Annotated in this window: 22 protein-coding genes; 7 read left to right on the forward strand and 15 right to left on the reverse strand. The window is 37.9% G+C overall.

Features of this window, described 5'->3' with window-relative positions; translation table 11 throughout:
* Positions 1-9: 9 nt before the first annotated feature.
* The 3 genes from R2Q16_RS04965 (at position 10) to R2Q16_RS04975 (ending at position 3652) form a co-directional block, all read left to right on the forward strand.
* Complete coding sequence (locus R2Q16_RS04965) at positions 10-1314, forward strand: RagB/SusD family nutrient uptake outer membrane protein (protein ID WP_316735513.1); 1305 nt, start codon at positions 10-12, stop codon at positions 1312-1314.
* A gap of 142 nt (positions 1315-1456) precedes the next feature.
* On the forward strand, positions 1457-2692 hold the full coding sequence (locus R2Q16_RS04970) for a DEAD/DEAH box helicase (protein WP_316735514.1): 1236 nt from the start codon (positions 1457-1459) through the stop codon (positions 2690-2692).
* A gap of 48 nt (positions 2693-2740) precedes the next feature.
* Positions 2741-3652, forward strand: coding sequence for an AEC family transporter (locus R2Q16_RS04975; protein WP_316735516.1), 912 nt, complete (start codon positions 2741-2743; stop codon positions 3650-3652).
* A 353-nt stretch (positions 3653-4005) separates the two neighbouring features.
* On the opposite strand, the gene R2Q16_RS04980 is transcribed toward R2Q16_RS04975, so the two are convergent.
* On the reverse strand, positions 4006-5433 hold the full coding sequence (locus tag R2Q16_RS04980; RefSeq protein ID WP_316735517.1) for an L-serine ammonia-lyase: 1428 nt from the start codon (positions 5431-5433) through the stop codon (positions 4006-4008).
* 141 nt (positions 5434-5574) lie between these two features.
* Between R2Q16_RS04980 and R2Q16_RS04985 the strand changes: the two genes are divergently transcribed.
* Positions 5575-6072 carry an RDD family protein gene (locus R2Q16_RS04985; protein ID WP_316735518.1) on the forward strand — a complete coding sequence of 166 codons (498 nt, stop codon included), beginning with the start codon at positions 5575-5577 and terminating at the stop codon, positions 6070-6072.
* Here the strand turns inward: R2Q16_RS04985 and R2Q16_RS04990 are convergent.
* The 10 genes from R2Q16_RS04990 to miaB all read right to left on the reverse strand — a co-directional run bounded on the left by R2Q16_RS04990 (position 6053) and on the right by miaB (position 19630).
* Complete coding sequence (locus R2Q16_RS04990) at positions 6053-6712, reverse strand: MgtC/SapB family protein (RefSeq protein WP_316735520.1); 660 nt, start codon at positions 6710-6712, stop codon at positions 6053-6055. The two genes, R2Q16_RS04985 and R2Q16_RS04990, sit on opposite strands and share 20 nt — an antisense overlap.
* A gap of 23 nt (positions 6713-6735) precedes the next feature.
* Positions 6736-7761 carry a PorP/SprF family type IX secretion system membrane protein gene (locus R2Q16_RS04995; protein ID WP_316735521.1) on the reverse strand — a complete coding sequence of 342 codons (1026 nt, stop codon included), beginning with the start codon at positions 7759-7761 and terminating at the stop codon, positions 6736-6738.
* Positions 7758-12014, reverse strand: coding sequence for a PKD domain-containing protein (locus tag R2Q16_RS05000; RefSeq protein ID WP_316735523.1), 4257 nt, complete (start codon positions 12012-12014; stop codon positions 7758-7760). The genes R2Q16_RS04995 and R2Q16_RS05000 overlap by 4 nt, the downstream gene beginning before the upstream one ends.
* Positions 12015-12326: 312 nt before the next feature.
* The gene (gene groL / locus R2Q16_RS05005; RefSeq protein WP_316735525.1) at positions 12327-13964 is read right to left on the reverse strand and encodes a chaperonin GroEL; all 1638 of its coding nucleotides are present in this window, start codon (positions 13962-13964) and stop codon (positions 12327-12329) included.
* Positions 13965-14050: 86 nt separating this feature from the next.
* Positions 14051-14341, reverse strand: coding sequence for a co-chaperone GroES (gene groES, locus R2Q16_RS05010; protein ID WP_025141798.1), 291 nt, complete (start codon positions 14339-14341; stop codon positions 14051-14053).
* A 488-nt stretch (positions 14342-14829) separates the two neighbouring features.
* Positions 14830-15186 (reverse strand): preprotein translocase subunit SecG, encoded by a 357-nt coding sequence (gene secG, locus R2Q16_RS05015; protein WP_316735529.1) that lies wholly within the window; start codon positions 15184-15186, stop codon positions 14830-14832.
* A 13-nt stretch (positions 15187-15199) separates the two neighbouring features.
* A complete protein-coding gene (locus tag R2Q16_RS05020) occupies positions 15200-16297 on the reverse strand; it encodes a hypothetical protein (protein ID WP_316735531.1) in 1098 nt (365 codons plus the stop codon).
* Between the two features lie 53 nt (positions 16298-16350).
* Entirely contained in the window at positions 16351-16854 is a 504-nt protein-coding gene (locus tag R2Q16_RS05025) for an LptE family protein (protein ID WP_316735532.1), read from the reverse strand.
* Positions 16855-16890: 36 nt separating this feature from the next.
* On the reverse strand, positions 16891-18135 hold the full coding sequence (locus R2Q16_RS05030) for a sigma 54-interacting transcriptional regulator (protein WP_316735533.1): 1245 nt from the start codon (positions 18133-18135) through the stop codon (positions 16891-16893).
* Between the two features lie 79 nt (positions 18136-18214).
* Positions 18215-19630: a tRNA (N6-isopentenyl adenosine(37)-C2)-methylthiotransferase MiaB gene (miaB, locus tag R2Q16_RS05035; protein ID WP_316735534.1), complete on the reverse strand. Its 1416-nt coding sequence runs from the start codon at positions 19628-19630 to the stop codon at positions 18215-18217.
* 132 nt (positions 19631-19762) lie between these two features.
* On the opposite strand from miaB, the gene R2Q16_RS05040 reads away from it, so the two are divergent.
* Together R2Q16_RS05040 and R2Q16_RS05045 are read left to right on the forward strand one after the other, a co-directional pair.
* Positions 19763-20323: a 5-formyltetrahydrofolate cyclo-ligase gene (locus R2Q16_RS05040; protein WP_316735535.1), complete on the forward strand. Its 561-nt coding sequence runs from the start codon at positions 19763-19765 to the stop codon at positions 20321-20323.
* An 11-nt stretch (positions 20324-20334) separates the two neighbouring features.
* Positions 20335-20493, forward strand: coding sequence for a hypothetical protein (locus R2Q16_RS05045; protein WP_316735537.1), 159 nt, complete (start codon positions 20335-20337; stop codon positions 20491-20493).
* An 84-nt stretch (positions 20494-20577) separates the two neighbouring features.
* On the opposite strand, the gene R2Q16_RS05050 is transcribed toward R2Q16_RS05045, so the two are convergent.
* From R2Q16_RS05050 to R2Q16_RS05065, 4 genes are all read right to left on the reverse strand, one after another.
* Entirely contained in the window at positions 20578-21549 is a 972-nt protein-coding gene (locus R2Q16_RS05050) for a formimidoylglutamase (RefSeq protein ID WP_316735539.1), read from the reverse strand.
* Positions 21527-22765, reverse strand: a complete 1239-nt coding sequence (gene hutI / locus R2Q16_RS05055) for an imidazolonepropionase (RefSeq protein ID WP_316735540.1) — start codon at positions 22763-22765, stop codon at positions 21527-21529. Before hutI ends, R2Q16_RS05050 begins: the two co-directional genes overlap by 23 nt.
* A gap of 73 nt (positions 22766-22838) precedes the next feature.
* Positions 22839-23606, reverse strand: coding sequence for an exodeoxyribonuclease III (locus tag R2Q16_RS05060; RefSeq protein WP_316735542.1), 768 nt, complete (start codon positions 23604-23606; stop codon positions 22839-22841).
* Positions 23606-24325, reverse strand: coding sequence for a peptidylprolyl isomerase (locus tag R2Q16_RS05065; protein WP_316735544.1), 720 nt, complete (start codon positions 24323-24325; stop codon positions 23606-23608). Before R2Q16_RS05065 ends, R2Q16_RS05060 begins: the two co-directional genes overlap by 1 nt.
* Before the next feature lie 94 nt (positions 24326-24419).
* Between R2Q16_RS05065 and R2Q16_RS05070 the strand changes: the two genes are divergently transcribed.
* Entirely contained in the window at positions 24420-24824 is a 405-nt protein-coding gene (locus R2Q16_RS05070; protein ID WP_316735545.1) for an HYC_CC_PP family protein, read from the forward strand.
* Positions 24825-24876: the final 52 nt, after the last annotated feature.

The raw sequence follows: 24876 nt of genomic DNA on the forward strand, positions 1-24876 counted from the left end.
GAAAAATTTATGAAAAATTTACGAAATAATACCTCAAAATATATTAGCTGTATTGCCCTATCGGCGGTTTTACTTTCATCATCTTGTACCAAAGAATATCAAGATCCATCGAGAGCGAAAACGGATGTTGCACTAACTACGCAACAAGGTTTAACAGCTGTTGCCATAGGTTTGCAACGCGTTTACACCTTAAACAGAACTGGTGTAATGTTTAATTCAATTGCAGCAAATGGATTTGTGACCAACGAGCTTTCTTTATTAAATGCTGGTAACATTCCCGAACTGCAATTAAGCACGGGTGGAAATGCGGTTGATGGTACAAATACCATTTTATTTAACCTTTGGACCAGCGCTAACAAAATTGTTTACGATGCGGATTTGGTAATTTCAAACGCAGGTAATTTAGGCGATAAAGGTTATGCCGCTGGACTAATTGGCTACTCAAGCATATTCAAAGCCTTGGCTATTGGAAATATGGCGCAGTACTGGGAAAGAATACCCGATGGAACGGGTAAGAATGTTGCATTTATAACTCGTGCGGCAGGATTTACCAAAGCAATTGCAGTATTAGACAATGCTTTAACCGTAATTGCTGCCAATCCAATTTCTGCTGGCTTTAACAGCAATGTACCGGCCGATGTGAGCATTGTGAATACACTTCATGCCTTAAAAGCAAGATATGCTTTGTTTTCTGGTAATTATCCATTAGCATTAACAGAAGCAAACTTAGTTACTTTAACAACAGCTTCTTCTTTTAGGTTTGATGCAACCTCACCAAATATTCTTTTCTCAATTATTGCTTCAAACAACGTGTTTCAACCTTTAAATGCAAATTTAGGTTTAGCAGGGATTTATGTACCAGATGCAGCAGATAGAAGATTAGCTTTCTATACGAAAATGGAGGGAACACCAACAGCAACTTTAAGAATGAATGGTTTTGCAGCCACAACATCAACACCTTTTCCTATTTATTTACCTGGAGAAATGACTTTAATTAAAGCTGAGGCATATGCCAGAACGCCTGATTTACCTAACGCTTTAACTGAGTTAAATAAAGTTGTTACTAAAGTTTCTACAGCTGATGCTTTTGGCGTTGGCGCAGCTTTACCTGCATTAACCGGAACTTACACACAACAACAATTATTGGATTTGATATACAAACACCGCAGCATTGAACTTTATGCTTCGGGTTTAAAAATTGAAGACATGAGAAGATTCAACCAACCGCTTGCCGATAGAAAGCGTAATTTCTTCCCTTATCCTTTTCAAGAGCGAGATAACAATCCGAATACACCTGCCGACCCGGCATTTTAAAAATCAAAAACCTCAAGATAAAACTTGAGGTTTTTTATGCCCTTTTTTACGATTCATTTTCTCACACAAAGTGATATTCAAATCATCCTTGCTATTGGCTATATTTTAAGGTACTTTTGCTGAAATAGATAAAGATAACAGATTGAATTTTAACGACTTTAATTTTAACCCCGATTTATACGAAGGACTTATGTCTATGGGGTATAAAAGCGCTACTCCGATACAAGAACAAGCCATTCCGGTAATTCTAGATAACCACGACCTTATTGCCTGTGCACAAACGGGAACCGGCAAAACAGCAAGCTATCTTTTACCTGTTATGGATAAGATTAGCCGTGCAGCTGACAGGCATAACAATACTTTAATTTTAGCTCCAACCAGAGAACTTGCTCAACAAATCGATTTGCAAGTTGAAGCCTTAGCTTATTTCACCAACATCAGCTCTTTAGCAGTTTACGGCGGTGGCGACGGAATCGCTTACGAGCAGCAAAAACGTTCGATGCGTGAAGGTGTTGATATTATTATTGCTACTCCTGGCCGTTTAATGGCGCATTTATCTTCTGGCGTTTTAAAGTTAGAGCATTTGCAGCATTTGATTTTGGATGAAGCCGATAGAATGTTGGATATGGGTTTCTACGATGACATCATGCGCATTGTAAGTTATCTCCCAAAGAAAAGGCAAACGTTATTATTTTCGGCTACAATGGCGCCGAAAATCAGGAAAATGGCAGGCAGCATTTTGCACAACCCGCAACAAATCACCATTTCGATTGCTAAACCTGCAGAGGGAATAGACCAGCAAGCTTACAATATTCACGACCAGCAAAAGCAAGCTTTATTAACCGATATTTTCAAAGATGGAACTTACAAAAGTGCCATCATCTTTGCATCAACAAAAGAAAAAGTTAAAGCTTTGTACAAAACTTTTAGAGGGTTAAAGATTAATGCAGAGGCTTTCCATTCAGATTTAGGGCAAAAAGAACGTGAGGATATTTTGCTGGCTTTTAAAAACAAAAGGCTTCCAATCATCATCGGAACAGATGTTTTATCTCGTGGTATTGATGTAGAAGGTGTTGATTTGGTTATCAACTATGATGTTCCAGGCGACCCTGCAGATTATGTACACCGAATAGGTAGAACGGCAAGAGCAGCAACCAAAGGAACAGCAATTACGCTTGTAAACGGTAGAGATAAACGTAAGTTTGATAACATCGAAAAACTTATCGAAAAGGAAGTTCCACGCATAACTTTGCCAGAGCACATTGCAACTATGGAAATTACGCATGTTGAAGAAAAACGCCCTCAACATCAACGAAACAATGGAAAGAAAAAGGTTTGGCATAAAAAGAAACCAAAACCAAGCAATCCGAATTCATAAATATTTAAACGCCAATGAAAATTATTGGCGTTTTTCTTTTCTCCTAAAATGGCAAATTTTATTCTAATCGGCTTATGTATTATTGCAGGTATTCTTTTTAGGAAAAGTAAAGCCCTGCCGAAAGATGCACACAAAGGCATCAATGCCTGGATAATTTATATTGCACTTCCGGCGGTTTCGTTCAAATACCTTCCGCACATTACCTGGACAAAAGATTTGCTTTTTCCTGCCCTTGCGCCCATTGCCGTTTGGCTGCTGGGTTGGTTGTTCATCACCCTGTATAGCAAATTCAGCAAAATTAGTAGCGCAACTTCGGGTGGTTTAAAGCTTGTGAGTTCGTTAAGCAACACTTCATTTATTGGCTTTCCATTAATTATTGCCTATTTCAGCGAAAAAGAATTGGCCATTGCCATCATCTGCGATCAGATTACGTTTACATTACTTTCAACAATAGGTATTATTGTTGCCATTCGTTCATCTCAAAAGCAAAAACTCAGCGCAAAACTGGTCGTTAAAAAAGTGCTTACTTTCCCACCACTTATTGGTTGTATTTTAGCCCTTATTTTACCGAGGTATTTAAATTTATCATCTTTTGATGTATTATTTGATAAACTAGCCGGAACGGTTGGTCCATTAGCTTTGTTCTCAATTGGCTTACAATTGCGGTTCGGTGGATGGTTTAGTGAAATCAAACACATCAGTTTTGCTTTAATATACAAATTAATTCTAGCGCCACTTGCTATTTTAACCATCGCATTAATTTTGGGTATGAATGGTATGATTGCCAAAATAACCATTTTCGAAATGGCTATGCCAACCTTATTAACTGCCGGAGTAGTTGCCGACCAACACAATTTAAATCCAAAGGTTTCTAATTTGGTTGTTGGGATTGGGATTTTGCTTTCCTTTGTTACAACGGGTTTTTGGTGGTTAATTTTAACTCACACAAACTTATTTTAATTCTTCTTGAAAAGGAACGGTAGATTCAATTGGCGGTCTGTAGTCCTGCTAACATTACAAGTCCGCACTCGTGCCTCGCTTGCGGGCTTTCCATTTATATCAGGTTTATGAACAAAGGCAGCTGCAAGGAAACCCCTTACGAAGAATTACAGGCCCTACTTTATAGCCCCGACATAAACGGAAATACTTTTGGCTTACCAAAACTTACGAAGTTTCTTCTAAAAAAGTTCATTAAACCTCGTAAGTTGCCGAGTGGGGTTTCCTGAGCCAAAAGATTGCAGTGTTGGCGGGAAGAAAGTTCCCGAAGCAACACAACAATCGCGCTTCAAATTATTTATAGAATCTTTCTCGGCTTAACACTCTGGTAAGCTAATTGGAATATTTGTTGCCAAACCGCCGTCTGATGTTTCCTTATATTTCGCGTTCATATCCAGAGCGGTTTCCCACATGGTATTCACCACAGCATCCAAACTTACTTTGGCTTTATCCGGATTACTTTGCAATGCCAACTGGCTTGCCGTAATGGCCTTAATTGCGCCCATTGTGTTTCTTTCGATGCAAGGAATTTGAACCAAACCACCAATCGGATCGCAGGTTAAACCCAAATGATGCTCCATAGCAATCTCGGCAGCCATTAAAACCTGGCGTTGGGAACCACCCAAACACTCAGTCAAAGCCGCAGCAGCCATTGCCGATGAAACACCAATTTCTGCCTGACAGCCGCCCATAGCCGCCGAAATAGTTGCACCCTTTTTGAAAATACTGCCAATTTCTGAAGCACAAGCAATAAACTGCGTGATTTTATCTTCAGAATAGCCATTGCAAAAGACGATAAAATACTGTAAAACCGCCGGAATTACACCCGCAGCACCATTTGTTGGCGCAGTTACCACCCGCCCGAACGAAGCGTTTTCTTCGTTTACCGCTAAAGCAAAGCAACTTACCCAATCTAAAATATAATTGAAGCCGTTGCCACCTTTTCTGATGGCATCTATCCAGGTATCATAGTTTGAGTATTCTGCTTTATTGATTAATCTTTTATTAAGTGGAAATGCTCTTCTGGCAACATCCAGACCGCCTGGCAGAAACCCTGTGGTGTGGCAACCGCGATATATACAGTCTCTCATTACCGCGAAATGCTGCAAAATACCTGCTCTGGTTACCAATTCTGGCCGCCAAGCTAACTCGTTTTCCATTACAATTTCGCTAACTTTTAAGCCCGTAGATAAGCACCAGTGTAATAGTTCTTTTGCTTTATCAACCGGGAAAGGCAAATCTACCTGTGGTTTTTGACTGTTATCTTCACCTTCCTTTACCACAAAACCACCTCCAATAGAATAATACGTTTCGGAAAATGCTTTGCCGTTTTTTAAAAGCGCTTGAAAAGTTACCGCATTAGGGTGAAATGGTAAGCTTTCAGCAAATAAGAACAAAAGATCGTTTTCGTAATCGAAATCTATAACTAAGTTTCCGGCAAGGTTTAATTTTTTATCTTTTTGAATGGTTTTAAATGTTGGCGTTACTGCATCAACATCAAAAGTAACCGGATCTGCTCCTGTTAGGCCTAATAAAATTGCAACATCGGTTCCGTGGCCAACACCTGTTTTTGCAAGTGAACCATAGAGTAATATTTTTATCGTTTCAACCTCGACAAGTAAGCTATGTTCTTTTAACGAGGCAGTGAATTGTTGAGCCGCCCGCCACGGACCAAGTGTATGCGAACTTGATGGACCAATTCCTATTTTAAAAATATCGAAAACCGAAATTTGTTCTTTTATCATGAATTTAGTTAGTTACAGATTATCAAAATTGGGATGAATCCGTTAATACAAAGCTATGATTGTTTTTAAGATTTTACAGAAATTAATTTTGCTTGTTAATCGTAATCATTTATATTGAATGATATTTTAAAAACGCTCCAAATGGCCTTTAAAACAACGAATTTCGAAGAAGTTGATTATCGCTTTTGTCAGGCTTCTTCAGGATTAAGGTTTGCAAATTATTTAATTGATACAATCGTTATTTATCTATTGATGTTTGCATTAGGCATAATAACTTATTACGTCAACCCTGAAATTATCGATTCTGTGGATGATGGCATTACCAATAGAATAATAGGCATGATATTCTATGGTGTAATTATGTCGTTTACTGAAGCCATGCTAAATGGAAAATCAATTGGCAAGCTCATCACCAAAACAAAAGCTGTAAATTTAGATGGTAGCGACCTGAGTTTTGAAAAAGCATTTACCCGTAACCTTTTAAGGATTATTCCTTTCGAACCTTTCAGTGCCTTAGGAACACCTTCTAATCCTTGGCATGATAGGTTGTCGCAAACCATGGTTGTTGAAGAAAAGAAAGTGGCTTTGCAAGTACAGAAAACTGAATTATTCGGTTCTGTTAAAAATCAAACTCTATAATATCGTTATCCTTCAGCATTTGCTCAACAAACTTCTGGTGGTTTTTTGGCGTTCCGGTAGCAGTCCAGTTTCCGGTAATTACATTATTAACCAATTGGTGTTTTCCACGTTGCGGTTTTAATTTATTTTCTTTGAAAACCTCTTCATAGCTCTCTAAATCGCCATTGGTATGCTGCTTTTTAACAATTCGATAAATACGTTTGGTGAAACGTCTATCTCCAATTTCTTCTAGAAAAGGAAAAATGATTAAGGCTAAAAGTACCACGCCGGTTACTCCTATTGCCTGCTCATAATAACCGCCGCCAATTGCCATTCCGATTGCAGCAACAATCCAAATGATGCAAGCCGTTGTTAAACCTTTAACCCGATTTTCTTCCTTGAAGATTACTCCTGCACCTAAAAACCCAATTCCGGTAACAATATTTGAGGCAATTCTATCTTGACTACTTGCGCCGATTTTTACCGAAAGAATGGTAAAAAGTGTAGCTCCTAAACCAATCATCATCATGGTTTTTAATCCAGCAGATTTGCTTCTGTATTCCCTTTCGGCACCGATTAATCCGCAAAGCAAAGTTGCCAACAAAAATTTATTGACTTCACTTTGTGTGATAAAATGATGATTGTCTAAGATCTCGTTCATGATTTTGCCTTATCAGAAGCAAATTAGTAAAAATCATAACATCTTAACCCATTTGAACGACCATAATTAGAACTATTTGGCCAATATTTTTCATACCCAACACCAATTTCAGATGTTCCTCCGGTATTGGTGTAATTTAATTTTGAGGTTGTTGCATCGTGGCTTAAACCAATTCTGAATTTTTCGCCATTTGTTCGCCTGTTAAAAATATCGAAGATTACAGAAAAAACAATTGCATCGTTACCGTTTGTTCCGCCATCGTTTCTATACCAAATACCTGCATTTACGCCAGCATATTTGAACTGCGTACCTAAACTGAACGACATTACGTTTTGCTGGCGATAGGCAACGATAGAAGGAATTAGGTAAGCACCATCTCTATCATATTGATCGGGAACGATTGCTAATTTATAGCTCATATTAGCCGAAACCCTAATCGGTAATCTGGTTTGAAAACCTGATAAGGATTCGTCCGGACGATTTAAATGATGCGCCCCCAACCCAAACATAAAATTTTTGTACACAATATTTCCGCCAGCAGCAGCATCGAAATAGAATCTGCTATCAACATTTGGGCGTTCCGCACCAGAAATTCCACCTGGAATAATTCCGGCATTTATATCAATCTGATCACCAAAAACCAATTTATCCCAATTTAATTTTTGATTGGTTATTCCGCCTTGTAATCCAAATGAAAGTGTAAAATCATCGCCACCAATAATGTAAGAATAACTCAGGGCAATATTGTTTTTTTGTAGGTAAGCTGTTCCTTCACTACTTCTATTAAAAATTATCCCAACACCGCTGTTCAGTTTTTGAAGATTTAAATCTGCAGATGCGCTCATGTAAGAGAAATCACCGGAAAGACCAGTCCACTGATTACGGTACAAAGCATTGAATCTGATATCGCCCTCAAACTGACCAGTTAACGCAGGGTTTAAATAAATGGGTGAGTTATAAAACTGACTGTAAATATGATCTTGCCCTTTAGTTAAAAAAGGAAAAATGATAAACAATATAAATAGGTTAATCCAACTACGCTTCATCATCTTATTAAATATATTGTACCCGTTTTACGCGGTGCTGAATTATCATAAGTCATACCTTTCCAGTCGCCACCATTTATAAACTTCACTTCAATTTTCCAAAAATAAACGCCTTGCGGTTGCTCTTGCCCATTAAATGTACCGTCCCATCCTTCTGATGGAGCACCATCATCCAGTTTGGTCGTCTCCCATAAAGCCTGTCCCCATTTGTTAAAAACTGTCATTTTCCAAGAATCAATGCCACGTCCCTTTGCTTTAAAAGTTCTCAATTCGTTTTTCGCACTAGCCGGTATAAAAGAGTTTGGCACATGCAGCGTTCCGGGTACACCAATCACTCTTATTATTTGTGTTGATGTAGCCGCACAACCTTCTTTGTTTATTACCTTAAGCGTTACGGTGTATTCGCCAACATTATTATAGGTATGTGATGGATTTTGTAATGTTGAGCTTGAACCATCGCCAAAACTCCATTCCCAACTTCCGGCTCCGTTAACACTCGCATCTCTAAAATTGAATGTATAATTCGGAATAGAGAGTTCATTTCCGGGCAGCACATTAAAGTTAGATTGAGGAGGTGTAACCAGCTGAATGTAATTTGGTAAAACAGATACATTCTTACAGCCCTGACTATTTGTTGCTGTTAAGGTTACAGTATAATTCACTCCGCTCCCGGTAAAAGTATGCGTTGGCTCAAATTGGTTTGAGGTCGTTCCATCACCAAAATCCCAAAGGTAGGCCACTGCATTTTGGCTGTTATTTTTAAACCTAACAACCGTACCGCTACAGCCCACAGTTTTATCTGCTGTAAAACCAACCGTCGGTTGTTCTAAAACCACAATAGTTTCGGTAGTATAGTTAATCGAGCAATCGTTAGAAGCGTACAAAGTAACCAAGTATGTTCCGGGCTTGGTGAAGGTATGCGCAACCATTTCTGGTGAGCTGTTGGTTAAAGCTGATGCCCCATCACCAAAGGTGTAATAAAATGTACTTGCGCCTTTCGTATTATTTTTAAAGTTAACCAAAAGTGGCGCACAGCCCCTCAATTCAGGGGCATCAACAACTAATTCTGGTATAATATTATTAGGAGAAACCCTAATCACGTATTGAGATGTACTTGAACTGCAGGCATTTGTTGCCGTCATTTTTACAATGTAATCTGTAACCTCATTAGTTGTGTAAGTATGGGTAACTGTACTTTTATCATTGGTGGTAAAGGTTGGCGAGCCATCACCGAAATCATAAGTAAAGCTTGTATAAGTGCCGGGCGATGTATTGCTGAAAGTTGTGGTAAAAGGCGAGCAACCAGCCGTTTTATTAGGAGAAAAAACTGAAATAGGTGCTGCTTTTACAAGTACCGTAGATGTTCTGGTGATTACGCCACAAGCAGTTGTTGCCCTAAGTGTAACCGTGTAAGTAATATCTTCCCCTGCCGGATCTGGACGATAATCTATTCTTGGAGGATTGGCTAGATTTGAAGTTGTTCCATTTCCAAAATCCCAGGCAAATGTTGAACCTGTTAAATCTGATGATGTATTTACGAAATTTACACTGAACGGCCCGCAATCGGCTGTTTTATCTTGGGTATAGGCAACCGTGATATTATCTCTGGTTGTAAAAGTATGAGTTGTTTCATCGGCCAGACAGCCTGAAGCACTTGTTACAACCAATCTTACAACAACGCTAGTATTACTTGTTGTAATTGTGTAGCCAGGAAATGTTGCCCCAGTTCCGATTTGTACATTATTCGCAAACCAGGTGTATGTTGCATTCCTGCCGGGATAAAGCCCTGCCTGGACTATTGATGGAGTTAAAACAAATGGCGCACAACCAATATCTGTAGTATAAACAATTTCAGCTCTAGCGTTTTGGTTAACCGTTATCAACACAACATTGCTCGTATTTGCCGAGCCTCCTGAGCACGCTGCACTTGTAACTAAACGGCGGTAACGAATGCTAACCGTTGGTTGCGGTGGTGTAAAGTTAATGTCGGTTGCACCAGCAACATCTGTCCATGTTGTACCATTAAAGCTAGATTGCCATTGATAATTAAATGTTCCATTTGCGCCTGTTGGTAAAGTGCCAGTTAGTGGATTTATTGGCGTGCCAATACAAATGGCTTGATTCGCAGAAATTGAATTGTTTGCAATCGCGGGCAAAACATCCAATTGTATTACATTACTTTCTGAAGGACAAGCACCACTTGTTACAACTCTTCTAAAATAAATGTTCGAACTTACCGTAATGCTTAAATCTTTTGTTGTTCTGCCTGGTAAATTTGCCCATGTAATTCCGTCCGTACTACTTTGCCATTGATAGGTATAAGTACCATTTCCACCTGTTGGAGTTGTACCGATTACTGAAATTGTTTGCCCAGAACAAACAGTTGTAGAAGCTGTACTAATGGTATTTGTGATGGCATTAGGATATGAAATGGTTACTTCATCCCAACTATCTGGGCAAGCGCCTCCAGCAGTCATTGTCCACCTAAAAACATAATCATTTCCTGCCACCAATCCAGAAACTGTAGTATTATATTGAGTTGGGTTTGTAATAGTTGCAGACGAACTGGTTACCTGCGTCCATAATCCAACTTCATTATTCCCGTTTAAAGTTGCAGTTGATCCAGTACATATGGTTTGATCAGGTCCTGCATCCGCTCCTTGAACAATCACCGTTTGAGGTGCAGAAGTAACTGTACCACAGGCACCACTTGTAACGCTTAATGTTATGGTATAAGTTCCGGCTGTAGTAAAATTGAATATGGGATCTTTACTGCTTGCGGTTGTTCCCCCAGAAAATGAAACCGATGGCGTAACTGTCCATGAATAAGTTGGAACTGAATTACAGGTATTATCAATTTCTGAAATATTAGCTGGAGCAAGTGTCCTAGGCGCACAGACTGTTGTACTTGGTAATGTGAATATAGGCTTTGGCGGGTCTTGAATACAAATCTCCTGTTGAACCGGGTCAGCATCACAAGCACCAGAACTAACGGAGGTTAATCTAATCGTATGTACTCCACGGGCTAAAAATCTATAAACAAAATTATAAGAGCGTGGTCTGTTTGCTTGTACAAGAACTCCGTCTACCCACCAGTTATAAGTTACATTATTTGGCTCGCAACCTGCTGATGTAGTATTTGGGTTTTCGCCCAATTGTGAGGTATTGATGAACGTAACATCTGTGTTTGTACACGCAGGAGTATCATAAGTAAACGAATTAATAGGTTTGACAACCACTTTAGCATAAGCCGTTAATGGGTCACCAAGGTTTCCACAGAAATCATTCGTTACTCTGATAGATACATTAAAAGCATTATAAATAGGCCCGGATGTTGTATTTGAAACCTGACCACAAGATGATGTGGTGTAATCATGTCCAACCCTGCTTCCCGCCTTTAGGATATCACAATAGGTATAAATTGTAGATCGTCCGTCGCCCCAGTTAATTACGTACCTATCTCCTGGAAAATTATTTAAAATCCCGCTCGCGGTTAAATCTACATTAAATTGATACGAGGCTAATGGTAAGCATACAGGGTTATTATTTACAGTTGCAAACGCAGTTGTAGCCTGGTTATTAATGATGAAATAAGCCTTAGTACCAACCGTTCCGTCAGGCATAGTTGCTTTGGCAAAAATGGTATAATGTGCAAGTTGTGCAGTAAAAGTTTTTGGAGCATTTAAATCTAACGAAGTTACAACACTGCTTATTTCATTTTTCACAGTTGCACTAACACTAGCATTTGCTGAAGAGTTATTGGAAAGTATCAGGTCATAATTAGCCCTTGTAATACAAGTACCAAAGGCTTCTTGGCCAGCCGGTGCATTATTTAATGGGGTTGATAAGACTTCTGCTCTAACAGGTGCCCCTCCTCTTACTTCGAAAGGAGCAGATTCTGTACTAATCTCTGCTGGAGCTGTTGATTTTACTCTAATCTTATAGCCAATTCCAGCCGGTGTTGTTACTGGAATTATAGCATTTGCATAGGTGCTGTAAAAACCAACGTAGGTTCCAATTCGTTGTTCGGCAGCAAAACTCCCACTGGCATCTGATAAGTAAACCTCAAAAACGTTCGCTGTAGCAATACACGAAGCATTGCCAATTGTAAATGGAACTGCAATTGTACTTCCTGGTGTGTATGGTCCGGCATCAACACCACTCACAGTCAATTGCGAGAATGTGTTCAATGCACAGAACATCGTCATCGAGAAAACAAGCACAGAACATAAAATCTGTCTACACCAAATCTTCATAAAATCTTTAACAATAGGGTATTAAAGAGATCTTTTCGCACAAAAAAATAAACGACAAATTGAAAGCGCCGATATGACTTGTTAACTCAGTTTGTTTAGTAAATTTTATTCGATAGAGGTGATCTTTTGTTGTTTGTAAATTGCAAAAGTATATTATGAAATTTAGTCTATCTAAAATTTTACACGAAAGCAATCTTTAACAGATTGCAAATAGGTAAAACTTGCGTTTTTAAAAAGATTTCAAACAAAAAATCCCCCAAAACTTTAGTTTTGAGGGATTTAATTTACACGTAATTCTTATGACCTGAATGATTACATCATGCCGCCCATGCCGCCGCCACCCATTGGAGGGTGAGCGCTAGCACCAGCTTCTTCTGGTTCATCAGCTAAAACAACTTCTGTTGTTAATAACATTGCTGCAATAGATGCTGCATTTTCTAATGCTACACGAGATACTTTAGTTGGGTCGATAACACCAGCGCCAATTAAGTTTTCGTAAACATTAGTACGAGCATTGTACCCGAAATCTGCAGTTCCTTCTTTAACTTTTTGTACTACGATAGAACCTTCAATACCTGCGTTTTCGCAAATTTGACGTAATGGCTCCTCAATCGCACGACGGATAATTTGAATACCAGTGTTTTCATCTTCGTTAACACCTTTTAAATCAGCTAAAGATGCAACCGCACGAATGAAAGCAACACCACCACCAGCAACAATACCTTCTTCTACAGCAGCACGAGTTGCATGTAAAGCATCATCAACACGGTCTTTTTTCTCTTTCATTTCAACTTCACTAGCCGCACCAACGTAAAGAACTGCAACACCGCCAGCTAATTTAGCCAAACGCTCTTGTAATTTTTCTTTATCGTAATCAGATGTAGTCGTTTCGATTTGAGCTTTGATTTGGCTAACGCGAGATTTAATATCTTCTGAGTTACCAGCACCATTAATTACAGTTGTATTGTCTTTATCAACAACAACTTTCTCAGCAGAACCTAAGTAAGTTAAATCAGCATTTTCTAATTTATAACCTCTTTCTTCTGAAACAACGATACCGCCAGTTAAGATAGCGATGTCTTCTAACATTGCTTTTCTTCTATCGCCAAAACCTGGTGCTTTAACAGCAACAACTTTTAACGAACCACGAATTTTGTTAACTACTAAGGTAGCTAAAGCCTCGCCATCTAAATCTTCAGAAATGATAACTAAAGGCTTACCAGTTTGAACAGTTTTTTCTAAAACAGGCAACAATTCTTTCATGTTGCTGATTTTTTTATCGTAGATTAAAATGTAAGGGCTGTCTAATTCAGCTTCCATTTTATCTGCATTGGTAACAAAGTATGGAGATAAATAACCTCTGTCAAACTGCATACCTTCCACCGTTTTAACTTCAGTTTCAGTACCTTTTGCCTCTTCAACAGTAATTACACCATCTTTACCAACTTTGCTCATTGCCTCAGCAATTAAAGCGCCAATAACCTCGTCGTTATTAGCCGAGATAGATGCAACTTGCTTAATTTTGTTATTGTCTTCACCAACCGTTTGCGATTGAGTTTTTAAGTTCTCTACAACAGCAGCAACAGCTTTATCAATACCACGTTTTAAATCCATTGGATTTGCGCCCGCAGCAACGTTTTTGATACCAGTAGTAATAATTGCCTGAGCCAAAACCGTAGCAGTTGTTGTTCCATCACCAGCAATATCAGCTGTTTTAGAAGCAACTTCTTTAACCATTTGAGCGCCCATGTTTTCAACCGCATCTTTCAATTCGATTTCCTTAGCAACCGTAACACCATCTTTTGTAATGGCTGGAGAACCGAATTTTTTATCAATAATAACGTTACGGCCTTTCGGACCTAAAGTTACCTTTACTGCATTCGCTAAGATATCAACACCACGTTTCAGGGCGTCACGTGCTTCCACGTTATATTTTACTTGTTTTGACATTTTGATTTAAGATTTTAGAATTATGACTTACGATTTTTTAAATCGCCTCATCTTTCAACTTTTAACTTTCTACTTTTAACTTATAATTATCCTACAACAGCGTAGATATCAGTTTCACGCATAATTAGATAATCTTTACCTTCGTAAGGGAATTCGGTACCACCGTATTTACCATAAATTACAACATCGCCAACTTTCACACTAGCTTTTTTACCTTCAGAATCTTCTTCAGAAACAGAAACTACAGTTCCTTTAGATGGTTTTTCTTTTGCAGTATCAGGGATATACAAACCCGATGCAGTTTTTTCTTCTGCCGCAGCTGGTTCAACAATAACTCTGTTCGAACTGCCAGCAATTGGTTTTAGGTTTAACGCCATTTTTTTATTATTTATTTTGAGTTTACTTTTAATTACTAAGCTTACAATTAACACTTATTATGCCAAGCACCATTGAGGGACAAATTTGCCAATTTTTTAAACAATTACAGAATGTTGCGTGTCAGCTTGGCAGAGCTTATGAAATAAATTCGTTGATGTTTAAGATTTGGAAAGCAACATCAGTAGCATTTAGGTTCGGGTTGGCCCCGCTTTTCGCTGCAAGTCCTCGTTACACTCCGGGCTTTACGCTGCAATCGGGTTTAGAAACAAGGGAAGCTATTTGGCTAAAGCCATTTTGCACCACAAAAAATAGGCAGCTAAAGCAGCCAGCAATTAATTGCGTATTCTCCATATAAATATGTTATCCAATTTGCAGTGCTCATTGCCGCTGGTTTCAACCAACGGACAATTGAAAGGATCTAATTGCATTAAACAAAAAAAGCTTTCCCTTTTGAGGAAAGCTTTTTAAAATGTTTTGTTGGTTTAAACTATTTCTTAGTTGTATCTGCTGTTGCAGGTGCAGCCGGAGTTGCACTTTTAGTTGCGCCACCACCAATTGGAGAAGGTGTAGGCATTTTGTTTAAACGTTCCTGTAATTCTGTGTTACCAGTAGCAGCAGTACCGCCTGATTTACCCATTGTAGTAATACCTAAAGTTAAAACAACAATAAGGGCTAACAAAATCCACGATCCTTTTTCTAAAACATCGCCTGTACGTTGCACACCAAACATATTGCTGGTGCCACCACCTGTTGCTAAACCACCACCTTTAGGGTTTTGTACCAATACAAATAAGCCTAAAGCTACACACGCAACGATTAATAAAATGATTAAAAGGGTTATCATGATAAAATATATTTTATAATTTCTTTTCTATAGATTGGATAAGGTCGGCAAAGTAACCACTTTTTTCTGGATATTTCAAACTTAATTTTTTATAAGTATCTATCGCTTTGTGATAAAGCATTTGCTCAATATAAATTTTCGCTAGCGTCTCCGAAACTAAGTCGTAATGGTCTTCAGCGCTTTTCTTCGCCTTATTCTCATTATCAATTTGTTCGGGTTTCGGTGGTTTTATTGTTGGGTCTTCCTTTAAAAACCGCTCAATAATTTCTGCACCCTTTACATCCTTAACCTCGGCAGATGGATATTCGGCCAAATGATCGGCAACTTCAAAAGGTGTTTGAATGTGAAAAATATGCTCTACATATTGTTGTTGAAAAGCTGCTTGCTCTGCGGTTTTTTGTTCAGGTTGTTTTACAACAGCCGGATTTGGTTGTGCATAAGGCTGAAAAATCTGCTCATGCTCCTTTCTGGTTTTTGCCAGCCACCACAAGAAAGTATAAGGCATTTTATCATCATCATACTTAGAAAGGTAGCTATTCTCCGGCTCATCGGGAATTACGGTTTCAATATTCGGAGCAGCAGTAACAACATCTGTACTTAGTTTTTGCTCAAACGCAAAGAAATCGGCAGCAACTACACTTTCAATGTAATCAGCATCTTTAATTTCAGTTTGAAAATCCTCTTGCTCTTTAACTGGTTCTACCTTTTCAACTTCTTCAATAACTGGATTTACAACAGCTTTTACTTCTCCAATTTCTTCGTAAACTTCCTGTTCATCTTCAACCTCAATGTATTCGGTTTCAAAAGTTTCAATTTCTGGCAAAGGCTGATTTGAAATCACCCCTGTTAACTCAACTGCCTGTTCAGCCTTTTCTTCCTCAACAAGAACGTCATCTTCAATATCGGCTTCCTGTAAAATATTATACAAAACATGCCCATTGCTATACAAAGCTGCTTTCGATACATATTCTGCATCGGCTTTAGCCAAAAGTAAATGAATGGGCTGCGAATAAGGAAATTGTGCTAACAAATCCAACAAAGCCGGCACATGTGCCTTCCTTACTTTTCCGGGTTGAGCCAATAAATCGGTAAGAAGTTGTTTGTTATCCATTATTGAGGTTTGCTACTAAGTTAAAAATTGAAGTCGATTTTTAAAATTTTTAGCTACCACTGCGCAAAGGCACGGTTAAAAATATCTTCAGTTAACTGTTTATTAATATTTTCTATCGCCTGTGGCTGAACGGCTTGCAAAGAACCGCCCAACGGGAAATCGAAAAAGCGGGTAAAGCTTTCTTCAAAACTTTCTTTTTCATGCCCTTCGATATTATTCTTGTATTTAACCGCAATGGTTATGGTTATGCGGTTATTTGAAGCAGTAGGTGTACTGCTTGATGTTAATGCCACTGGTTTAATGCTGTAATCTGTTATCTTTCCTTCAAAAATAGCATCACCATCATTTGGTGTAATGCTCAATTTAGTTTGGGTTCTGATTCGGGCTTTTAGTGATTCGGTAAAATCCTGACTTAATGTTGGAACAACCAACGGTGCTGCATTTTCAAAAAACCTAACTGTTACTGTTTTTAAACCTTCGGTTGATGCCCCACTAAAAGTATAAGCACATGAGCTTAATACAGCAGTAAGTAGAAGTGCAAATATTTTAATTTTCATTCAATAGATTCTTTAACAATCGCAGATGGATTTCCTTTATAAATTTAATTCTTTGATTTTTCTGTAAAGTGTACGTTCAGAAATACCTAATTCCTGTGCTGCAAATTTACGCTTGCCTTTATGCTTTTTCAGCGCCTTTTTGATTAAATCTGATTCTTTATCGACTAATGATAGTGATTCTTCAACTTCCTCTGCATCATGTGCAAAATAATCGGAATTATTATTGTTGTTGAGGTTGTTATTTGAGGTTGGATGCTGAATGGTAAAAGCGTGCTCCTGACCAGCAGGCAGCTCCACATCTCTGTACAATTGGTTTATATATTGTGGATTATCAGCCAAAACGGTTGCCGTATTTCCGCCGTGCTGGATAATTTCAGCTACAAGTTTTTTCAGCTCAACCATATCTTTTTTCATATCGAAAAGCACTTTATATAAAATATCCCTTTCGGTAAAGTCCTCTTTCGATTGTGCATTTATCGCCATTGGCAAATTACTTCCGGCTTCGTTTGGTATGTAATTTAAAATTGCCTGTCCGCTAACATTTCTGTCTTTTTCTAACACACAAATCTGCTCTGCAATATTTTTTAGCTGACGAACATTACCAGGCCAACTATAATTAGTTAAAATTTGAATAGCTTCAGGCTCCAGCTGTAATCCTGGCGAACGGTATTTATCACTAAAATCGGCTGCAAATTTTCTGAAAAGCAAATAAATATCTTCCTTACGCTCTTGCAAAGCAGGAATACGCAATGGAACTGTATTTAATCTATAATATAAATCTTCGCGAAATTTTCCGTTTTTAACGCGGTTATAAACATCAACGTTAGTTGCTGCAATAATACGCACATCGGTTTTTTGAACTTTCGATGAACCTACACGTAAATATTCGCCACTTTCTAAAATTCTTAACAAACGAGCTTGTGTGCCAAGTGGCAATTCAGCAACCTCATCTAAGAAAATGGTTCCACCGTTGGCCACTTCGAAATAACCTTTACGAGCTTCATGTGCGCCCGTAAACGATCCCTTCTCATGCCCGAATAATTCAGAATCTATCGTTCCTTCTGGAATGGCACCACAGTTTACAGCGATAAAAGCACCGTGTTTACGAGCGCTCATTTGATGGATAATTTGTGAAAAAACTTCTTTACCACTTCCGCTTTCGCCCGTAATTAAAACCGACATATCTGTTGGCGCAACCTGACTAGCAATATCTATGGCACGATTAAGCAATGGTGAGTTACCAATAATCCCGAATCGTTGTTTAATATTTTGTGTATCCATTCTTTAGTATCAAGTATTTAGTATCAGGTATCAAGATTGGGCTTTAACTAGGCAAACTTTCCGCTTTAAGCATTCAGCCTTAAACTATCTTTCCAATCAGCGTAGCCGAAGTACATCTTTCGATATAAACATTTGCATATTGACCAGGCTTTACCCCATCAATAGCAGGAAAAATTGCCATCGCACCGCTATCGCCTCTTCCGCAATAATCTTTATCCGATTTTTTTGAAGTGCCTTCAATTAACACACGAATCGTTTTGCCTACCCATTCTTGCAAACGCATCAAAGAGTGTGCTTGTTGTTTGGCTAAAATCTCAGCCAAACGGCGTTTTTTAACTTCTTCAGGTATATCATCCGCAAGCTTACGGGCCGCTAAAGTACCAGGTCTTTCAGAATAAGTGAAGTTGTAAGCAAAATCATACTGAACATAATCCATCATGCTTAAAGTTTCTTCATGCTCCTCTTCCGTTTCAGTACAGAAACCTGCAATAATATCTGTAGAAATTGCACAACCCGGAATAATATTTCTAATTGCATCAATCCTGTTAATGTACCATTCACGGGTATATGTTCTGTTCATTAATTCCAAAACACGTGTATTACCAGATTGAACCGGTAAGTGAATGTAATTGCAAATGTTATCGTATTTAGCGATGGTATGTAAAACCTCATCGGTAATATCTTTAGGATGCGAAGTAGAGAAACGAACCCTTAAATCAGGACTTACTAAAGCGGTTTGCTCCAGTAGCTGTGCAAAGTTTACAGTTTCTGTTCCATCTTCTGAAGTCCAGGTATAAGAATCTACGTTTTGCCCTAAAAGCGTAACCTCTCTATAACCTGCTTCAAACAATGTTGCTGCTTCTTCAATTATAGAATGTGCATCTCTGCTACGTTCACGACCACGGGTAAACGGTACAACACAGAAAGAACACATATTATTACAGCCACGGGTAATAGAAATAAATGCTGTAATGCCGTTACTATTTAAACGAACCGGACTAATATCGGCGTAAGTTTCCTCACGGGATAACAGAACATTAACTGCTTTATGTCCGCTCTCCACTTGTTCAATTAAATTTGGCAAATCGCGGTAAGCATCTGGCCCAACTACAACATCAACCAAGCGTTCTTCTTCTAAGAATTTAGATTTTAAACGCTCTGCCATGCAGCCTAAAACACCAACAATTAATTTCGGATTACGGCGTTTTTCTACTCCAAATTGTGAGAGCCGGTTTCTAACCCTTGTTTCTGCGTTTTCGCGAATGGAACAAGTGTTAATAAAAATCACATCTGCTTGGTGATAATCTCCAGTGGTTTCAAATCCAGTTTCTGAAAGAATAGAGGCTACTATTTCGCTGTCGGCGAAATTCATTGCACAGCCATAACTTTCAATGTATAATTTACGTGCATCTGCTTTTATTGGTGTATCTAAAATTAAAGCCTCACCTTGCCTAGCTTCGTCGTGTGTTTTATCCTGTACTTGTAAATCAATCATTCCTTTAAAACCTTTGGGGATTGCAAAAATACATAAATAAAATTAAAAGTGACAAATTGACATATTTACTTTAAATGTTTACAAAGGGATTATTTTAGAATGATTTAAGCGCTAGATTTTTAAATTTGTTTTATGCTGAAAGCCGTAATTAGAAAGCAAGCGCTAAAAGAAAGGTTATCTTATAGTGATAATGAGTATCAGAAACTAAATAAGATGCTACTCGAACGATTTCAAGTTTGGGATTTTAGCGCAGTTAAAACCATTCATATCTTTTTACCAATAGTTGAAAAGAAAGAGCCAAACACATTTCTATTGATTGAATGGCTCACTGAAAATTATCCTCAGATTAAAATAATTGTACCAAAAGCAGATTTTGATACCGCTTTAATGACTAACCATGAATATTTAGGTGTAAATGATTTACAAAAGAACCTTTACAATATCCTGGAGCCTCAAAAGGGAAAAATTCATGATGGAGAAATTGATTTAGTTTTTATTCCGCTTCTAGCTTTCGATAAAATGGGCAATCGGGTTGGTTATGGTAAAGGTTTTTACGACCGTTTTCTGGAAAATACAAATGCTAAAAAAATAGGCTTATCTTTGTACCCTGCAATTGAAAAAATTGATGATGTGAACGAACACGACATTAAATTAGATTTTTGCATTACACCAAAAGGAATTATTAAATTTTAAGCTAGCAAATCATGTCACAAGAAATCGTTATTAAAACTGAAAAACAATACGAAGACAATATGATTGCTGTATTCGAACTTCAGGAAAAGGAAGAACTTACCGCAGAAGATTTAAGGCAAATTGACCTGATGCTGAAAGCTGGCGAGAAATACGAAGCGGAGCATTTGTAGAAATTATCTCGAATTCTCCCGCACATTACGCTGATTTCCGCAGAACAAAATCTGTGTAAATTCCCGAAATCTGGGGGAAACAATCTAAGCTTGCGCTTTCACAAAATCACTCACCAAATAAGCAATTAGCTTTGAAGTTAACTTGCTCACCCTCCCATCAAGCAATCTTGTTGCACCTTCGCTAATGTGCAGATAAGAAAACCTTTTTGGATTCGTTAAAATCAACTTACGAACATCATTAACAGAGAATCCTGAAGGTGTTTCTGCACTTGAAAGTACATTTTGAATACTGTCTAAATCTATTTCTAAACCTATCGTTTCACCTAAACCGGAAAGTATATTTTCAACCGGCTTGCTTTTCAAAATATCATCAAAAAATAATGCTTTTAGTTTAGGATTGGTTTCTATTTGATTTAAAATAGCCTCATTATTGTAGTTTTGATGCAATCCATACATAAAATAGTTTTCGAGAAATTTTTCGGCCAAAGCATAGGTAAATCCATTCCCGCTATGTCTGCCTTCTGACGTTCTCAAATCGGCATGGGCATCTACATTTAAAACATTAATTGCTTGGTTTTTTGCTTTTGATGCGCCTTTAATTATTGGATAGGCATTGTTGTGACCACCACCAATTACTATCGGGATTTTACCTGCCGCAACAATTTTTTCAATCACCGGATAAACTAAATTGTCAATCTCAGCAACTTTATTTCTCAAGCAATTAATTGCAGAATCTTCAGGTTCTTCAATTTCAAAATGACCTAAAACTAAAATTTCCTCACCAGATAAAAATCGATTGCTTTGGATATTTAAAAAAGCCATTAAGGCTGGTCGCCAAGTTGTAGATGCGCCAGCAACACCCAAATTAGCACGAATGCCAATATCTTCCGGAATACCCAAAAGCACAAATTTGGCATTTGATGATTGCAAACCATCCAAAGAAGATATAACTTGAACCTTTTCGCCTAGCTTTGTTTCACCTTCGCGATAAATTATCAGATTATTAATTTCGCTCTGCGAATATATTTTCAGGCTATCCATTATAAATTTCGCCATTTAAAATGATGGTCTCTATTTGTGTTTCGCCGAAGCTATATGGCAAATAGGCAATTGAAGGCATCGGTTTTGTGATGAATAAATTCGCTTTTTTGCCGATTGCAATACTTCCGTAGTCATTGCTGATTTCTATAGCCGCAGCCCCATTTAAACTCGCGGCATTTATCGCTTGCTCTGGTTGCATTTTAAGTTTTATGCAGCCCAAAGAAACCACAAAATTCATATTCCCTGATGGCGTAGAACCTGGATTATAATCAGATGCAAGCGCAACAGCAACATTTTCGGCAATTAAGCTTTTAGCATCTGCAAAAGGTATACCAAGATAAAACGAGCATGACGGTAAAAGCGTTGCGATTGTAGAACTATGTTTTAAGGCAGAAACTGTTTCTTCACTTGTTTCTTCGAGATGGTCAACTGAAATTGCATTATTTTTTAGGCCGATTTCTACAGCGCCGGAAATAGATAATTGATTAGCATGTATTTTAGGTTTCAAACCATATTTTGCGCCTGCTTTTAAAAGCTTACCTGTCTGTTCAACAGAGAAAAAGCCCCTTTCGCAAAAAACATCAATATAATCTGCTAATTTTTCTGCTGCAATTTGAGGCAACATTTCGTTTATTATTAAATCGATATAGCCTTGTTGATTTTCTTTAAACTCTTTCGGAAAGGCATGCGCTGCTAAAAATGTTGCTTTAATTGGTATCGGAAAGGTCGCTTTTAACCGTTGGATTACTTTAAGCATTTTAATTTCACTTTCTACCGTTAAACCGTAGCCACTTTTTACCTCAACGGCACCAGTTCCTTGCAAAATCATTTGCTTCAATCGAATAGAAGCGCTCTCAAACAATTCATCTTCAGTTGCATTTTGAAGTTTATTTGCCGAATTTAAAATTCCACCTCCAGCTGCTGCAATCTCTTCATAAGTCTTCCCTTGAATTTTCATAGCAAACTCTTCTTCCCGCGAAGCGGCAAAAACAATGTGTGTATGACTATCGCACCAAGATGGGAAAACGTACTTACCCTTTGCAGTGATAGATGAAAGATGTAAAATAGAAGGTGGAATTTCGCTCATCTTACCAAAATCTTTAATCAAACCATCTTCAATTAAAAGCCAGGCATTTTCCAAAACAGGCAAATTATTCATTTCGCTTCCGCGAAGAACAAATTTATCTTTTGGATGTAAGCCAACGAGGCCTTTTATATTTGTGATGAGCATATTGGTTAGTTTATTAAGTATCAAGTAGCGAGAATCAAGTATCAAGACTGCGTTTGCAATCATCCATATTACATTACTCCATCTCTAACAAAACAGGACAATGGTCTGAATGAATCGCATCTGGTAAAATTCTAACGTTCCTTAATCTGCTTTCCATTGGTCGTGTAGCTAAATGGTAATCGATGCGCCAACCTAAGTTTTTACCTCGAGCACCTGCCCGATAACTCCACCAGGTGTAATGGTGAGGATCTTTATTGAAATGCCTGAACGTATCGATAAAGCCATTATCTAAAAATAGTTGCATCCATTCACGTTCTTCAGGCAAAAAACCTGATGAATTTGCGTTAGATTTCGGGTTGTGAATATCTATTGAAGTATGGCAAATGTTGTAATCTCCACTGACAATCAGGTTAGGAATTTCTTTTCTTAATTCGGCGATATAAGTATCAAAAAATTTCATGAAAGCATATTTTTTCAACTGGCGTTCATCTCCACTCGAGCCTGAAGGCATGTATAAACTCATGAGCGAGAAATTATCAAAATCAGCTCTTAAAATTCTGCCTTCCTTATCAATCCATTCTTCTCCACAACCATATTCTATATGATTAGGCTTAATCTTAGTTAAGATTGCCACGCCGCTGTAACCTTTTTTCTCCGCCGGAAACCAATAATGATGATAACCAAGCTGCTCTACCAAAGCAATAATTTCAGGAATTTGCGATGGCATAGCCTTTATCTCCTGGAGGCAAATCATATCAGCATTTGTGGCCTGCAACCAACCGAAAAAGTTTTTAGTGCTTGCTGCACGAATTCCATTTACGTTGTAAGAGATGATTTTCATTAGGATTTCATTATAAGTTTATCTTTTAATGAATCTTTCGCCAACTGTTTCTCCAACTTTTTAGCTTCTCTCCTTTTCAAAATGGTAATATCCATTTTAACATCGTTTTTTGGGCGATTATTTTTATCGGTTTCTAAAACTGCAATTTTATCAACCATATCTAAACCAGAAATAATCTCTCCATAAACTGTATAATTCCTATCCAAGTGCGGTGTACCACCAATGGTTTTATAAACCTGTCTCTGCCATTCCGGAATTTTAAATTTCAAACGTTTTTCTTCCAGACTATTTAATTGTTCATCAGTAAAAACTTTGCCTTGCACTAAATAAAACTGACTTCCACTAGATGCTTTTTCTGGATTATTATCTCTTGCAGCAGCCAAAACACCCTTTTTATGAAATAAGCTATCTCTAAATTCTGCCGGGACGGTGTATTTTGGCCCGCCTTCGCCCAACAAAGAGTCTGGTTTAGCATTCCTCGAATCTGGGTCGCCACCTTGAATCATGAAATCTTTTATCACCCTGTGAAACAAGGTACCATTATAATATTTGGCTTTAGTTAGTTTTAGAAAGTTATCGCGATGCAAAGGCGTTTCATTATATAATTTCACAATACATTCTCCAAATTCAGTTTTAATGCGGATGTATTGATTTTTAGGCTTTGCGGCAAATGCAGACAGCACCGAAAATGTGCAGATAAACAAGAGTAATTTCTTCATTTTAGTAGTGTTTGATGCTAAATTAAAGTAAAAAATGAAATTCAATAAATAAAGCGTTTTAATATTCGGTTTTTTTTGCCTTAACTTTGTAGTAATGAAGTTAAAACAAAAAATAGCACTTTCTTTGGCCGTATTTTATGCGGTTAGTATTATTGGTTTGGCTTTAAGTTTTCATTTCTGCGGTGGTAAACTTGCGAATGTACAATTGTTCAGTAATGAAATTGCTTGTAAGTTTTGCAAAGATATTCCTGCTGAAAAAATAAAGGATGACGGCTGTTGCAAAAACACGCAGGTTACCGTTAAAGTAAAAGATAGTCATCAAACCGCGGCAAAAGTAGAAATGCCGAAGCTGTTTTCTATTCAGTTATTTATTCATCCACCAGTTTTAGAATTTCTAACAAACGTTACTCCAGCTTTTTTCAGTAAAATCACCAACAAAGCACCGCCACTTTCCTCGCGGATTGCCTTGCATGTTTTCAATTGTATTTTTAGGAATTAGGATTTATTAAATCCGTCATGCTGTCCCGAACGTTCGAGATAAGCATCTCTAT

The sequence above is a fragment of the Pedobacter aquatilis genome (assembly GCF_032678425.1).
Taxonomy (GTDB): Bacteria; Bacteroidota; Bacteroidia; order Sphingobacteriales; family Sphingobacteriaceae; genus Pedobacter; species Pedobacter aquatilis_B.